The following is a 14,836-nucleotide window of genomic DNA, read 5'->3' as shown; positions in this document are numbered from 1 at the left end:
TCCTGGGGCCGGGGCTTCTGGGGCGGGGGCTCAGCGGGCGCTGCCGAGGTTTCGGTCGGCCGGGTCGCCGTCCAGCATGAGGGTGGTCTCCTCGATGCGCAGGAACCGGCCGTCGGGAGCGAACTCGCCGAAGAGGTAGACCTCCATGCGGACGGTGGAGCCGTCCTTCTTGGTGACGCGGACGGTGTGGCGGTCGGCGTACAGAGTCCCGTCGGTCAGCTCCTCGTGCACCTCGACGCTGCCCTCGGCCACCACGGTGCGCAGGTGGGCGATGTGCTCCAGGAACCCGGCCCGGTCGGCCCAAGCGCCGTCCGTGCGCTGCCGGTAGCCGGGCGCGAAGTGCCGGTCGGCGACCTCGTGGAGGTCGGACTCCGGGGAGAAGAGCAGTTCGCCGAGAGCGGTGGCGATGTCGGTGCGGGCGGGGGTGAGGGCGCGGGTGCTGCTGCTCATGGTGTCTCCATGGTCGAAGAGTCCCTGCACGGGATTGCGTGCGCGACGCACGCTTCAGGAGGGAGACTACCTTATCGCGTGCGCTGCGCACGCTATTCTTCGGGATGTGGACAACGAAACGGGTCACGCGGCCGCCGACGCCCTGGGCGACCTGCTCAAACGCACCCTCAGAGCCGGGCTCTACCAGGCCCTGACCGAGAACCTCGGCGAAGCCGTCGACGAGGTCACCTACCCCGTCCTCAGCGGCCTCGCCAGAACCGGCCCGCGCAGCGCCGCCGACCTGGCCGTCGAAGTGGGCCTGGACCGCTCCGGCGTCAGCAGGCGAGCGTCCCGACTGGAAACCGGCGGCCTGGTCCGTCGCGAACCCGACCCCGCCGACCGCAGGGCCGTCCTCCTGGCCCTCACCGAAGAGGGCACGCGCACGGTGGAAACGATGCGGCAGCGCCTCGCCGACCGGATCGAGGCGTCGCTCAGCTCCTGGCCGCAGGAGGAGGCGCGGTCGTTCGCCCGCCAACTGCGCAGATTCGTCGACGAAGGCCCGTTCAGCGCTTAGGTCTTGGGACTTAGGGCCGAGGCGTGCCGAGTCGCACCAGTCGGCACTCGATTCGGTGCTCGGCTCAGCATTCGACGAGCAGCTCCCGCAGGCCGCGGATCACGTAGCCGTCCCGCCATTGCGGCTCGCGCGTCAGGCGCAGGGGTGGGACGGCCGGGTCGAGCAACGCCCCGAAGGAGGCGCTGAGTTCCAGCCGGGCGAGTGGGGCGCCGAGGCAGTAGTGGATTCCCGCCCCGAGGCTCAGGTGCGGATTGTCCGTGCGCGAGAGGTCCAGTTCGTCGGGGCGCGTGAAGCGGGCCGGGTCGCGGTTGGCGGAGCCGAAGAGCAGCGCCACCTCCGCGCCGCGCGGGATGACGGTGTCCCCGACGCGGATGTCGTCGAGCACCCAGCGCTCGAACAGCTGGAGCGGGGTGTCGTACCGCATGAGTTCATCCACAGCTGTGGACAACTTTTCGGGATTCCCGGCGCGGAGCCGGTCGAGCGCCCCGGGATTGCGGAAAAGGGCCCACCAGCCGTTGGCAGTGGTGTTCACGGTGGCCTCGTGTCCCGCGTTGAGCAGCAGGACACAGGTGGAGATCATCTCCTGCTCGCTGAGCCGGCCGCCGCCCTCCTCGTCGTGCGCGGCGATCAGGGCGGAGATCAGGTCCGGACCCGGGGACGTGCGGCGCTGCGCGATCAGGTCGCGCAGGTACGTGCTGAACTCCAGGCTCGCGCGGACCGCCCGCGCGGCGCTCTCGGGCCCGGGCCGCAGCTCGTACATCCCGCAGATGTCCGCCGACCACGGCCGCAGCGGAGCCCGGTCCTCCTCCGGGATGCCGAGCAGCTCGGCGATCACCGCCACCGGAAGCGGCTCGGCGACCGCGGTGAGCAGGTCCCCGCCGCCCGCCGCGACGAACCGGGCGGTCAGCTCGCGGGCGAGGCGCTGCACGGCGGGCGCGAGCCGCTCCACGGTGCGCGGCGTGAACGCCTTCGCGACGAGGCGGCGTACCCGCGCGTGCGCGGGGTCCTCCAGGTCCAGCAGCCCGTTGCCGTTGAGGACGTGGAACGGCTCGTGCTCCGGCGGCGGCGCGGTGCGTCCGAACTCCTCGTGGGTGAAGCGGTGCAGGTACGTCCGCCCCAGCCGCCGGTCCCGCAGCAGCGCGTTCACGTCCGCGTAGTGCGGGATCAACCACTGTCCGGTGGCCTCGCACCACACCGCCCGCCCGCGTTCCCGCAACTCCCGGTAGGCCGGGTACGGATCGGCGACGAAGGCGGCGTCCCACGGATCGAAGTCCATCCCCGTACCTTAGGCAGCGGCGCCTCCTATGCGGGCGAGACCAGGCGGGTCTCGTACGCGTAGACGGCGGCCTGGGTGCGGTCCCGCAGCCCCAACTTGACCAGGATCCGGCTGACATGGGTCTTGATCGTGGACTCCGCGACCACCAGGCGGTCGGCTATCTCCGCGTTGGACAGGCCCTGCGCGATCAGGATGAGCACCTCCGTCTCCCGCTCGGTCAGCTCCTCCACCGTCCCCGGCTCCGCCACCCGGGGCGTCTCCGCGAGCTTCGCGAACTCCACGATCAGCCGCTTGGTCACCGAGGGCGCCAGCAACGCCTCACCGGACGCCACCACCCGCACGCCGTCGGCCAATTGCCGTGCGGACGCGTCCTTGAGCAGGAACCCGGAGGCTCCGGCCCGCAGCGCCTGGTACACGTACTCGTCGAGATCGAAGGTGGTCAGCACCAGCACCTTCGCCGCCGCGTCCGCCGCGACGATCAGCCGCGTCGCCTCCAGGCCGTTCATCACCGGCATCCGGATGTCCATCAGCACCACGTCCGGCCGCAGCGCCGTCACCTGCTCCAGGGCCTCCCGGCCGTCGACGGCCTCCCCCACCACCTCGATGCCGGGCATCGCGTTGAGCAGGACGGAGAACCCCTCCCGAACCATCATCTGATCGTCCACGATCAGTACCCGGATCGTCATGCCGCGTCCTCGGAGGGCCGGGGGCGCACCGGTATGAACACGGCTACCTCATACCCGCCGTCCGGCGTCCGGCCGGCCGTCATCTCCCCCTCCAGCATGGCCACCCGCTCGCGCATCCCGGTGATGCCGTGCCCCGCGCCCGGCGAGGGCCGGACGTCCTCGGTCGACGCGCCATTGACGATCCGCACCCCCAGCCCGCCCAGGACGTACGACACCTCGACCCCGGCCGCCGCACCCGGCGCGTGCCGCAGGGTGTTGCTCAGGGCTTCCTGGACGATCCGGTACGCCGACAGCTCCACCCCCTGGGGCAGCTCGCGCACCGCGCCCGTCACCGTCTTCTCCACGGTCATCCCCGCCTCCCGCACATTGCTCAGCAGCCCGTCCAGCGAGGCGAGCGTCGGCTGGGGCGCGTCCGGTGCCTCGTAGTCCGAGGACCGCACCACGCCCAGCACCCGCCGCAGCTCGGTGAGCGCCGCCACCGCGTTCTCCCGGATGGTGACGAAGGCCGCCTCCAGCTCCGGCGGGGGGTTCTCCACCCGGTACGGTGCGGCCTCCGCCTGGATCGCCACCACCGACATGTGGTGCGCCACCACGTCGTGCAGCTCGCGGGCGATCGTCGTGCGCTCCTCCAGCAGGGTGCGCCGGTCCCGCTCCACGGCCGTCACCTCCTGCTGCGCCGAGACCTCCTGCTCGGCCGCCACCCGTATGTGGCGGACGCTGACCGCCAGCAGGATGAAAGCCGAGAGGAAGACCATGGGCATCGTCCCGATCGAATGCCCCCGGCCCAGGAGCACGCTCAAGGCGACCCCGGCCCCCGTACTGACCACCCACATCCAGGCCGCCACCCGCGGGCCGGTCCGGATCGCCACGAGGGTGAGCACGGCCAGGTGCGCGAAGAAGGACCCGGGCGACCACGGCCAGAGCGACCCGCCCGTATTGAGCACGGCCAGCACCGCCATGACGGCCATCGAAGCCCAGAACGCCCCGAGCGGCCGCACCAGCGTCATCACCACCGGTACGGCGGTCAGCAGCCCGATCACCAGCGTCCGCAGCGGGGATTCGTAGCCTGTGCCGCGCCCCGCGTTGAGCAGGACGACGAAGGCGACCGCGGCCACCACCGCGTGGGGGGCGAAGGCGGCCTCGCGCCGGATCCGCTGGGGAAGCCGGCGTATCAGGGGGTTGTCCACGCGCAAGGGCATGAGCGGTCGGTAGGCGAGGGCATCGGTGAACAGGTCCCGGCGCAGGCTGTGCATGAAGCCCGACGCCAGCCGGATCTCAGGGGTCCGGGGGGCTGCCCCGGTGGTCGTCTCGGTCACCTATGAACCGTAGGCCGCCGAGCCCGTGGTCCGCGTCGCCGCTGATGGGGACTTATCAGCCTCCCTCTCAAGTACTACCCGGCGTAGTCAGTAGCCCGACGGGCGGACCAGACCTGTCTCGTACGCGAAGACGGCGGCCTGGGTCCGGTCCCGCAGGCCCAGCTTCACCAGGATCCGGCCGACATGCGTCTTCACGGTCTGCTCGGCCACGATCAGATGCGCCGCGATCTCCCCGTTGGACAGCCCCTGGGCGACCAAGGACAGGACCTCGGTCTCCCGCTCGGTCAGCTCCGCGATGCGCTCCTTCGAAGGCGCCCGCGGCGCCCCCAGCCGGGAGAACTCCGTGATCAGGCGCTTCGTGATGTTCGGCGAGAGCAGCGCCTCCCCGGCCGCGACCACCCGCACCGCCTCGGCGAGCTGGTCCGCCGAGGCGTCCTTGAGCATGAACCCGGAAGCTCCCGCCCGCAGCGCCTCGTACACGTACTCGTCCAGGTCGAAGGTGGTCAGCACCAGCACCTTCACGGTGGAGCCGGGCGCCGTGGTGAGAGCCTCCGTGGCCTCGATCCCGCCCATGCCCGGCATCCGGATGTCCATCAGGATGACGTCCGGCCCGAGCACGGCGGCCTGGGCGATCGCGTCGGCCCCGTCGACGGCCTGGCCGACGACCTCGATGTCCGGCTGCGCGTTGAGCAGCACGGTGAAGCCCTGGCGGACCATCATCTGATCGTCGGCGATCATGACCCGGATCGGAGTGGTCACTGGTCTCTACTCTCCTTGGCGAGGGCGTCGGACGGCGGATCCAGCGGGAGCACCACGCTCACCTCGTACCCGCCGCCGGGCCGGGGTCCGGCGGCCAGCTCACCGCCCAGCATGCCCGCCCGCTCCCGCATGCCCAGCAGTCCGTGCCCCGCCCCCGGAGACGGCGCAGCCGGTGCGGTCGGTGCGGAGTTGGCGACGCACAGGTGCAGACTATGCGGCCCGTACGCCAGGCCGACCTCCACCCTGGAACCGGGCGCATGGCGCAGGCAGTTGCTCAGGGCCTCCTGCACCACGCGGTACGCGGTCAGTTCGATCCCCGGGGACAGCGCCCGCCGCTCGCCCGCGATCTGCGTGGTGACCTCCATCCCGGCGGCCCGCACATTGGCGACGAGCGCGTCGAGTTCGGCCAGGGTCGGCTGCGGGTGGTGCGGATTGGCCGGATCGTCCGGATGCTCCGAGCGCAGCACGCCCAGGACCCGGCGCAGCTCGGTCAGCGCTTCCAGCGCATTGCCCCGGATCCCGGCCAGGTTCTCCTTGAGCTCGTCGGACGGATTCTCCGCGAGGTGCACGGCGACCTGTGCCTGGATGGAGATGACCGACATGTGGTGCGCGACGACGTCGTGCAGTTCGCGCGCGATCCGGCTGCGCTCCTCCAGCAGCGTGCGCTGGGCGCGCTCGGCCTCGGTCAGGGTCTCCTGCTCCACCAGCCGGCCGCGGGCCAGGCGCACGGCGCGCAGCGAGTACCCCAGCACCCCGGCGACCCCGAGGACGACCACCGCCTCGGTAAGGGTGGAGCGGCCGGGCGGCGGGCGGAAGCCCAGCTCGCCGACGAGGCTGAGGAGGAGGGTGGTGCCGACGACCCCCGCGGTCACGCGGGGCGGCACCCGGAGGGCGACCAGCAGCACCACCGGGGCGAAGGCGAACGCGCCCATCGGGATCCACGGCCAGGGCTGCCCCAGCATCACATGGGGGTGGATCACGACGGCGACGCTCACCGACGCGGCCAGTGCCAGCCACCAGCCCAGCATCGGCCAGCACATCGCCAGCACGATGGAGAGGCTGGTCAGCACGCCCAGCAGGACCGCCGGCAGATGGTCCACCTCGTACTGCGCGCTGGCCTGGGTGCCTACCAGGAAGCCGAACAGCGCCGCCACACAGCCGGTCAGCAGATGCGGCAGCCGGGCCAGCCAGCGCGGCCGGGACAGCCTCGGCAGGGGGTCCCAGCGGGCGGTGAGCAGATCCTCCCGCAGGGCCCGCAGCATGCTGCGGGCCCTCGGAGGGCGGCTGCCCGCGGTCTTGATCGGCTCTTTCACGAGGCTCACCCTAGGCACGGGCGGCGGCCTTCACGGGAGGAGCCGCGGTGCCTGCGGTGCGCACGATGCGCGAGGTGCCGGCCGACCGCCGCTTGCGGCCGCCCTGCTCGAACGTGCGGAAGGCCGCCCAGCAGACCAGCAGCGCTGCCGCGAAGACCGGCAGCCACAGCAGCCGGGCACCCATCCACGCCAGGGAGTCCGGGACGGTGTGCAGACCGGGCAGGTCCACCCCGCCGAGCAGACCGAGCGCGGTGACGGACATCATCGCGCTCTGGTGCCACAGGAAGACCGTCATCGCGGACAGGTTGACCAGCGCCACCCCCGCCCACGCCATCGGCCGGCGCATGACCCGCGCCAGCGGCCCCCGTACCAGCAGCGCCAGCGCGCACTGGGCCAGCCCGAAAGCGACCGCCGCCAGCGTCGGCGGATTCAGGTTGGAGACCGCGGCCCCCGGGACACCCACCATCGACGCCGGGTAACCGCACCCCAGGACCAGGGCGGCGGTGCCCACCGCCCCGCCCGCGAGCAGCAGGACGGCCGGGGTGCGCCGGGCGAAGGCGCCCCGTGCCCACGCGGCCCCCAGGGTGTAGGGCACAAGCCACCCGGCCACCACATTGACCCAGCCGATCCAGGCGGGCCCGCCCAGGGCGAACCGCCACACGTCCACCACGGCGACGACGGCCAGCGGCCCCAGCGGGCTCAACCGGGCCACCAGCGGAGTCAGCGCCGTCAGCCCCGCGAACACCAGCAGGAACCACATCGGGGACAGGACCAGCTTCACCAGCCCGCGCACCGTGCCGTACTCGACCCCGGAGGCCAGCAGCGCGCCTGCCACGAGCGTCCACACCACGAGCACCGCCGCGACCGGCCGGAACAGCCGCCCCAGCCGCCGCCCGATCCACTGCCCGTACGAGACGCCGGCCGCCCGGGCCGACGCGTAGCCCAACGCCCCCACCCGACCGCCCACGAGGAAGAACACGGCCAGCGTCTGGAGCACCCACGACAGCGGCGCGAGCCAGGGCATGGACGCCAGCGGGCTGCTCGTGGCCGGCCCGCCCTCGGTGGTGTTCAGCGAGGTGACCAGCCAGTGCCCCAGCACCACCCCGAGGATCGCGAAGGCGCGCAGCGCGTCCACGGTCCGGTCCCGGTCGGCGGGTGTGGCGGCGTCGGTGCGGCGGGCCAGAGCGGCCCAGCGGGCCCGGAGCTCATGCACGGGGGGCCTCCGTGGGGGCGCCGGTGCCCAGAACGATCCGGGCGAGGCTGTCGAGGGAGGTCGTCCCGGGCCGGAGGTAGTCGCTGTGCCCACCGGCCCCGGCGTCGAAGACACGGGCACCGAACGCGGGATCCACCGGATCCGTACCGAAACCGAGCCCGGCGATGCGCACGTGCGGCACCTCCGCGATCCAGTCGTCGCCGCCGCGCCCCGCCCACACCCGGGCGCCGGTGGGCAGCTGGGCGGCGGTGTCGGCGCCGGTCCCCGGGCTGCCGTACAACGCCATGTCGGTGACGCGAGGGCCGGTCCCGGTCCGGGCGCAGACCACCGAGCCGTAGGAGTGGCAGAGCAGCGACAGCCGCGCGTCGCTCCCGCCCAGCCGCCGCAGCTCCTCCAGGAACGGGGCCAGCTTCCTCGCCCCGTCCTCGGCACGGTCCGTGGTCAGGACGGTGGTGCTGACCGTGCCCGGGGTGTCGTACCCCAGCCAGGCGACCACCGCGGAGCGCGGATGCTCGGTCCGGAGGCGCTGCTGGAGGGCGAGGGCTCCGGCACGGAACCGCTGGTAGGTGTCGAGGGTGGTGTCGGACCCCGGGACCAGGACCGCGATGCGGTCCGCCGTATCCAGGTCGCCCAGCACCTCGACGGCCCGCCCCGTCCCCCTGCCGTCGAAGGACAGGAAGCGCGCTGCGCCGCCCGCCGTCATGGCCCGCAGCTTGGCGGCCCGCTCCGGGCGCCCCGCGTCCTCGGCCATGCGGGCCGCCTCGCGCAGGTTGGTGAGGCTGGCGGCGTACCGCTCGGAGGCGCTGGCTTCCGCGGAGAACCGCACGGCCGCCGGAGCGGGGACCTGGGGCGGCGCGGCGCCGGACACGGGGAGGACGACCGACGCGGTGATGAGCCCGGCGAGCAGCGCACGGCGCAGTCGTACGGGGCGGCTGTGCGCGCTGAGCGACATGTGGCTGGTCCTTCGGTCCAGAGGGGCGTTCTCTCCGGTACCGAAGCTATGAACCGAGATCCGTCGTCAGCGTCACGCCAGGGAGTGGGGTTTCCGCGTAGCTCTCAGGTATTACATGGGTGACACGGCACGCTCAGTCGGCGACTGGGTGACACGGCACGCTCAGTCCGCGACCAGGGGTTCCACGTACCCCGCGCGCCAGCGCGGCGCGGGGTCCTGGCCGGGGCTGGTCCAGTACTCGCGCGCCTCGACGACCTCCCCGGCCCGTACCGTCCACAGCGACACCGCCCGGTACACGACGTGGTCCTGCGGGATCTCGACCTCGGTGACGACGAAATCACCGTCGGCGAGGATCCGCAGCACCTCCACGGACCGCCCCTCCGCGTCCGCGTCGGCGTCCGCCGCGCCGTCACTGTTCACGGCGATGAAGTTGGCGCGCCCGACGATCCGCTCCCCGCTGACCGGCCATTCGATCACCGCGTCGTGCGCGATCAGCGCGCCGACCCCGTCCCAGTCCCGGGCCTCTATCCGCTCCCACAGTTCTGCAACTACGTTCAACGGCTCCATGAGCGGCAGTGTGCGACGCCTGTGACCTGCGCAACAAGCATTGCGTACAGGCTTATTGAGGTCGACACAATCATGGGCTCACCCTGCGTTCCCATAGGACGAAACAGTAGGAATCGCGCCCCGCCCCCGACCCGTCGTCCGGCCCGTCACCCGGACAGGTTGCCGAGGTCCGCGCCCCAGCCCCATACAGACCGCCGATATCCCCTCCCACCTGCGCACTTCTAGCCTGCTCGCATGACCCCTCATGTCCCGCACGCCGCTCCCCACGCCGTGTCCGCCGACCCGGGCGCCGGTGCGGCCGTCAAGGCCGCCGACCGCGCCCACGTCTTCCACTCCTGGTCCGCCCAGGCCCTGATCGACCCGCTCGCCGTCGCCGGGGCCGAGGGGTCGTACTTCTGGGACTACGAGGGCGGGCGCTACCTCGACTTCGCCTCCCAGCTGGTGAACACCAACATCGGCCACCAGCACCCGAAGGTGGTCGCCGCGATCCAGGAGCAGGCCGCCAGGCTGTGCACCCTGGCCCCCGGCTTCGCGGTCGACGTCCGCTCCGAGGCGGCCCGTCTGATCGCCGAGCGCACGCCCGGCGACCTGGACAAGATCTTCTTCACCAACGGCGGCGCCGAAGCCGTCGAGAACGCCGTCCGGATGGCCCGGCTGCACACCGGCCGCCAGAAGGTCATGTCGGCGTACCGCTCCTACCACGGCGCGACCGCCGCGGCGATCAACCTGACCGGCGACCCGCGCCGCTGGCCCTCCGACACCGCCTCGGCCGGGGTCGTGCACTTCTGGGGCCCCTACCTCTACCGCTCGGCCTTCCACGCCGAGACCGAGGAGCAGGAGTGCGAGCGCGCCCTGCGCCACCTCGCCGACACCATCGCCTTCGAGGGACCGCAGTCCATCGCCGCGATCATCCTGGAGTCGGTACCGGGCACGGCCGGGATCATGACCCCGCCGCCCGGCTACCTCGCCGGGGTCCGCGCCCTGTGCGACCGCTACGGCATCGTCTTCATCCTGGACGAGGTCATGTCCGGCTTCGGCCGCACCGGCAGGTGGTTCGCCGCCGAGCACTGGGACGTCACGCCCGACCTGCTGTGCTTCGCCAAGGGCGTCAACAGCGGCTACGTACCGCTCGGCGGCGTCGCGATCTCCGGCGCCATCGCCGACACCTTCGCCACGCGCCCCTACCCGGGCGGACTGACCTACTCCGGGCACCCGCTCGCCTGCGCAGCCGCCGTCGCCACGATGAACGCGATGACGCAGGAGGGCGTCGTCGAGCACGCCGCCCACCTCGGCGCGAACGTGATCGGCCCGGCGCTCGCCGAGATCGCCGAGCGCCACCCCTCGGTCGGCGAGGTGCGCGGCCTGGGCGCCTTCTGGGCGGTGGAACTCGTACGGGACAAGGAGACGCGCGAACCGCTCGTCCCCTACAACGCGGCGGGCGCCGACAACGTGCCCATGGCCGAGTTCGCGGCGGCCTGCAAGGCGTCCGGTCTGTGGCCCTTCGTGAACATGAACCGCACCCACGTCGTGCCGCCCTGCACCATCTCGGAGGCGGAGGCGAAGGAGGGCCTGGCCCTGCTCGACGAGGCCCTCACGGTCGCGGACCGGCACACGGCCTCCGCATAGCCCGCCGCGCCGCCGCCCCGGCCGCTTCCGCGCGCCGCCCGCCGAGGGGCCGCACCCCCCGGCGGGCACCGCGCATCCGCGGGGCGCTCACGAGGCGTCCGCGCAACGACCACGCAGTGATCACACAGCGTCCCGGTCGCGGCGCCGCTGCCTGGCCTAAGGTGTCCGGAGTTCTACGAAGGAGACGGACCCTTATGCCAGGCAGCGGCGCTGTCACCCGCAACACACTTCGCCAGCAGATCGCGGACGCGCTGCGTGACGAGGTGCTCGCGGGACGCCTGCCGCCGGGCACCGAGTTCACGGTGAAGCAGATAGCCGAGCAGTACGGGGTGTCCGCCACGCCCGTGCGCGAAGCGCTGGTCGACCTCGCCGCCCAAGGCCTGCTGGACTCCGTGCAGCACCGCGGTTTCCGGGTGCGGATCTTCTCCGTGGACGACTTCCGGGGCCTGGTCGAGGCCCGCACGCTGATCGTCGACGGGATCTTCCGCCGGCTCGTCGAGCGCGGCACGGCGCCCGGCTCGGGCGAGATGCTGGTGTCGGTGCGCCGCCGGGCCGAGGAGGCCCGGCGGGCCGCGCTGAGCGGCTCCCTGGAGGTGCTCATCGGCTACGACCTGCGCTTCTGGAGGGAGCTGAGCGCTCTGGTGGGCAACGTCTACATCTCCGAGTTCCTGCACCGCATCCGCGTGCAGTGCTGGGTCTTCGCCGTGCCCTACCTGCAACGGGAACCGAAGCTGCACGCGGCGCTGTGGAACGGGCACAACGAACTCGTCGAAGCGGTGACCCTCGCGGACGCGCACGAGGTGCGCCGCCTGGTGCACGCCTACAACCAGCACAACCTGGACTGGGCCGCCGCGCTGACGGCGGCGGGCGCATGAGCGCGCCGAGCGGGCGCCTCGACGCACGTACGGGCGCCACCTGGCCGCAGCCGGTCCGGCTGAGCGTGGTGCTGCGGACGCACGGCGCCCCCGCCGACCGGACCGCCCCGCTCCTGGCCCGGCTGCGCGCGGACCTCGACGCGCACGCCGCGTCCTGGCCCGGCGGCGGCGCCTGGGAGCTGCTGGTGGTGGAGCCGGACACCCCCGACGCCACGCCGACGGCAGACCCCGCGCCCGCCACCGATCCCGCGCCGGCCACCGACCCCGCGCCCGCCACGGGCCCCGCCGAAGCTCACGCCCCCGACCCCGCGTCCGACCACCGCATCCGGACCGTCCCCACCCTGCGCGCGGCCGTCCGCGCCACCACCGGCCGCCGCGTGCTGCTCACCGACACCGCCCACGCCGCCGGCCACCTGCACGGCCTCGACGCGCTCCAGCGCGACCTCGACCGCGCCCCCGCCGCGACCGCCGTGGTCTGCGGCCGACATCGCGGCCGCCTGGCCCGCACCCTCGGCATCCCGGGCGTGCCGGGCTTCCGCCCCGACACCCTCGCCTTCGCCCTCTTCGACGGCGGCCGGGCCCGCGCCGCCTTCACCGCCTCGACCCTGCACGGGCCGGCCGTCGACGCCGAGGTGCTGCGCTGGTGCCGCGCGCAGGGCTGGGCGACCGCGGAACGGCCGGCCGGCCGGCCCCCGGGGGAGCGGTGGCCGCTCCGCGCACCCCGCGGGGGCGACCGGGCGCTCGCGCCGCGCGTCCGTGAGCTCCTGCGGCTGAACGCGGGCGGCCTGGCCGTCGCCGCCTTCTTCGTCGCCCTGGCCTTCCTGCTCTTCCACCGCCTCTGGTTCGACCTCGACGGCGCCTACCTGCGGGACGCCCTCCAGGACCAGAACCAGTGGGAGTGGTTCGTCGGCGTCACCACCGACAACATCACACACCTGCGCAACCCGCTCTTCACCACCGCCCAGGGCATGCCCGACGGCGTGAACCTGATGGCCAACGCGACCATGCTCGGCCTCACCGTCCCGCTGATCCCGGTCACCCTCGCCTTCGGCGAGACCGTCACCTTCGTGCTGGTCCTCACCCTCGGCATGGCCGCGTCCGGCTGGACCTGGTACTGGCTGATCCGGCGCCGTCTGGTGCGCTCCCGGTGGGCGGCCGCCGCGGGCGGCGCGCTCGCCGCGTTCGCGCCGCCGATGGTCTCCCACGCCAACGGCCACCCGAACTTCGTCGTCCTGTTCATGATCCCGCTGATCATCGACCGGGCGCTGCGGCTGTGCGACGGATCCGACGGGGGCCGGGTGCGGGTGCGCGACGGGGTGCTGCTCGGCCTGTTCTCCGCGTACCAGATCTTCATCGGCGAGGAGCCGCTGCTCATCACCGCGCTGGGCCTGGTCGTCTTCGGCCTCGCCTACGCCGTGGTCGACCGCGAGCGGGTCCGGGCGGCCTGGCGCCCGCTGGGCCTGGGCGTGCTCGTCGCCCTGGCGGTCTGCCTGCCGCTGGTGGCCTACCCGCTGTACTGGCAGTTCTCCGGCCCGCAGAGCTACCACTCGGTGCTGCACGGGGACAACGCGGGGAACAGCCCGCGCGCCCTCGTCGAGTACGCGGGCCGCTCGCTCTTCGGCGATCCGGAGACCGCGGGCAGGCTGTCCATGAACACCACCGAGCAGAACGCCTTCTACGGCTGGCCCCTGCTCGCCTTCGGCGCCGTCGCCTGCGTCGGGCTGTGGCGGCGGCGGCTCGTCCGCGCGCTCGCGCTCACCGGTGTCGTGGCGGCCGTGCTGTCCCTCGGCCCGGTCGTCCCGGTCCCGCACACGGACCTCACCCTGCCCGGCCCGTGGCGCTGGATCATCGAGCTGCCGCTCTTCGAGTCGGTCATCGAGGGGCGCGTGGCGATGGTCTGCGCGCCGGTCCTCGGCATCCTGCTCGCCCTCGCGCTGGACCGGATCCTGGCCGCTCCCGCGCGCGAGCACCGCACCCTCGGCCTGCTCGCGGTGGCCGCCGTCCTGATCCCGGTGCTGCCGCTGCCGCTGGCGGTGCGGGAGCGGGACCCGGTGCCGGCCTTCGTCACCTCCGGCGCCTGGAAGCAGTACGTCAGGGACGGCGAGTCGCTGGTCGCCGTGCCCCTGCCCGACCCGGGCTCGGCCGACGCGCTGCGCTGGCAGGTCGAGGCGGACTTCGGCTTCCGGCTGGCCGGGGGCTACTACAACGGCCCCTGGGGCCCCGACCGGATCGGGATCTACGGGGCGCCCCCGCGGCACCTGTCGAACCTGCTGCGGGACGTCCGCTACGGGACCGAGCCGCCCGTGGTCGGCCCGGAGTGGCGCGCCCAGGCCCGCCGCGACCTGGCGCACTGGAAGGCGGGCGCGGTGGTCGTACCGGAGCAGGACCGCTCGGCGGAGCTGGTGCGCACGCTGACGGATCTGCTGGGGGAGCCCCCGGTGAAGGTGCGCGACGCGTGGGTCTGGCGGGTGGGTCCGCGGTAGGTCCGCGCGCCGGATCGGCGAGCGGACCTTTGCCGACCCCTTCGCGGAGGGTGTCCGGCGCACTACGCTGGGCCGATCGGCGGACAACGACCGGACGGAGCCCGCGTGGCCTGTGACCTGTGGCTGGTCCCCCTTGTCGACGTGCTGTGCCACAGCCCCGACAATCCCTTCGCGGAGGAGATCGCCTCGTACGACAAGGCGCTGGGCGAGGCCGGACTGCCGTCCGTGCCCGTCTTCGCGTACATGCCCGGACTGTCGGGGGACGTCGCCCCGGTGGCCGGGTTCGACTACGACGCCCTGCACTTCCTGCGGCGCGCCTACCTGCTCCAGCTCTGCGGGCTGCCGGTGACGCCGGTGGACGAGCTGGGCGGGGACTACGAGCAGCTGCTGGAGATGTTCGAGCCCACGGCCCAGCAGTCGCACCTGGTGTGGCACTACGACCACGCCGGGGCGTACGTGCCGGTGGACTTCGCGGTTCCGCTGGCCAACGAGGAGCTGCTGGCCGGGGGCGGACCGCTGGGTTCCGCCCAGGGCCTGCTGCGGGAGCTGGCCTTCGTGGCGCCCTCGATCGGGATCGACCCGGGCAATCCCCCCGCGCCGCCCGCGCCACCGGGGCGGCCGACTTCGCTGGAGGAGCCGGCGGGGCCGATCCCGTACGACGACAGTCCGTTCGCCCGCGAGCGGCACGTCTGGCTGGGGCTGCACGCGGCGGCGACGCGCAGCCTGGGCCAGGGCTCGATGATCATCTTCAGCTGACCCCGCGTCCG

The 14,836-nt window shown here is 73.1% G+C and carries 14 protein-coding genes; 5 read left to right on the top strand and 9 right to left on the bottom strand.

Features of this window, described 5'->3' with window-relative positions; all coding sequences use genetic code 11:
• Positions 1–30: 30 nt before the first annotated feature.
• Entirely contained in the window at positions 31–450 is a 420-nt protein-coding gene (locus tag AC0693_RS21940; protein WP_469331295.1) for a nuclear transport factor 2 family protein, read from the bottom strand.
• Positions 451–556: 106 nt separating this feature from the next.
• Between AC0693_RS21940 and AC0693_RS21935 the strand changes: the two genes are divergently transcribed.
• On the top strand, positions 557–1,003 hold the full coding sequence (locus AC0693_RS21935; protein ID WP_478802626.1) for a MarR family winged helix-turn-helix transcriptional regulator: 447 nt from the start codon (positions 557–559) through the stop codon (positions 1,001–1,003).
• A 64-nt stretch (positions 1,004–1,067) separates the two neighbouring features.
• On the opposite strand, the gene AC0693_RS21930 is transcribed toward AC0693_RS21935, so the two are convergent.
• The 8 genes from AC0693_RS21930 to AC0693_RS21895 all read right to left on the bottom strand — a co-directional run bounded on the left by AC0693_RS21930 (position 1,068) and on the right by AC0693_RS21895 (position 9,085).
• The gene (locus tag AC0693_RS21930; protein ID WP_478802625.1) at positions 1,068–2,279 is read right to left on the bottom strand and encodes a cytochrome P450; all 1,212 of its coding nucleotides are present in this window, start codon (positions 2,277–2,279) and stop codon (positions 1,068–1,070) included.
• A gap of 26 nt (positions 2,280–2,305) precedes the next feature.
• Entirely contained in the window at positions 2,306–2,965 is a 660-nt protein-coding gene (locus AC0693_RS21925; protein ID WP_356406428.1) for a response regulator transcription factor, read from the bottom strand.
• A complete protein-coding gene (locus AC0693_RS21920; protein WP_469331303.1) occupies positions 2,962–4,281 on the bottom strand; it encodes a sensor histidine kinase in 1,320 nt (439 codons plus the stop codon). The genes AC0693_RS21925 and AC0693_RS21920 overlap by 4 nt, the downstream gene beginning before the upstream one ends.
• Before the next feature lie 87 nt (positions 4,282–4,368).
• Entirely contained in the window at positions 4,369–5,019 is a 651-nt protein-coding gene (locus AC0693_RS21915) for a response regulator (protein WP_468470046.1), read from the bottom strand.
• Positions 5,020–5,036: 17 nt separating this feature from the next.
• Positions 5,037–6,353 (bottom strand): sensor histidine kinase, encoded by a 1,317-nt coding sequence (locus AC0693_RS21910; RefSeq protein ID WP_469319774.1) that lies wholly within the window; start codon positions 6,351–6,353, stop codon positions 5,037–5,039.
• A gap of 10 nt (positions 6,354–6,363) precedes the next feature.
• The gene (locus AC0693_RS21905) at positions 6,364–7,566 is read right to left on the bottom strand and encodes an acyltransferase family protein (protein WP_478802624.1); all 1,203 of its coding nucleotides are present in this window, start codon (positions 7,564–7,566) and stop codon (positions 6,364–6,366) included.
• Positions 7,559–8,518, bottom strand: a complete 960-nt coding sequence (locus tag AC0693_RS21900) for an alpha/beta hydrolase (protein WP_478802623.1) — start codon at positions 8,516–8,518, stop codon at positions 7,559–7,561. Before AC0693_RS21900 ends, AC0693_RS21905 begins: the two co-directional genes overlap by 8 nt.
• A 162-nt stretch (positions 8,519–8,680) precedes the next feature.
• Positions 8,681–9,085, bottom strand: a complete 405-nt coding sequence (locus AC0693_RS21895) for a nuclear transport factor 2 family protein (RefSeq protein ID WP_468469818.1) — start codon at positions 9,083–9,085, stop codon at positions 8,681–8,683.
• A 234-nt stretch (positions 9,086–9,319) separates the two neighbouring features.
• On the opposite strand from AC0693_RS21895, the gene AC0693_RS21890 reads away from it, so the two are divergent.
• The 4 genes from AC0693_RS21890 to AC0693_RS21875 all read left to right on the top strand — a co-directional run bounded on the left by AC0693_RS21890 (position 9,320) and on the right by AC0693_RS21875 (position 14,825).
• Positions 9,320–10,711 (top strand): aspartate aminotransferase family protein, encoded by a 1,392-nt coding sequence (locus AC0693_RS21890; RefSeq protein WP_356406445.1) that lies wholly within the window; start codon positions 9,320–9,322, stop codon positions 10,709–10,711.
• A gap of 194 nt (positions 10,712–10,905) precedes the next feature.
• Positions 10,906–11,586, top strand: coding sequence for a GntR family transcriptional regulator (locus AC0693_RS21885; RefSeq protein ID WP_469319770.1), 681 nt, complete (start codon positions 10,906–10,908; stop codon positions 11,584–11,586).
• Positions 11,583–14,069: a glycosyltransferase family 2 protein gene (locus AC0693_RS21880; RefSeq protein WP_478802622.1), complete on the top strand. Its 2,487-nt coding sequence runs from the start codon at positions 11,583–11,585 to the stop codon at positions 14,067–14,069. The genes AC0693_RS21885 and AC0693_RS21880 overlap by 4 nt, the downstream gene beginning before the upstream one ends.
• A gap of 105 nt (positions 14,070–14,174) precedes the next feature.
• Positions 14,175–14,825, top strand: a complete 651-nt coding sequence (locus AC0693_RS21875) for a hypothetical protein (protein WP_356406454.1) — start codon at positions 14,175–14,177, stop codon at positions 14,823–14,825.
• Positions 14,826–14,836: the final 11 nt, after the last annotated feature.

Source organism: Streptomyces sp. NPDC043876 (genome assembly GCF_056435825.1).
The sequence above is the reverse complement of the archived record's forward strand: the minus strand, read 5'-3'. Positions and strand labels throughout refer to the sequence as shown.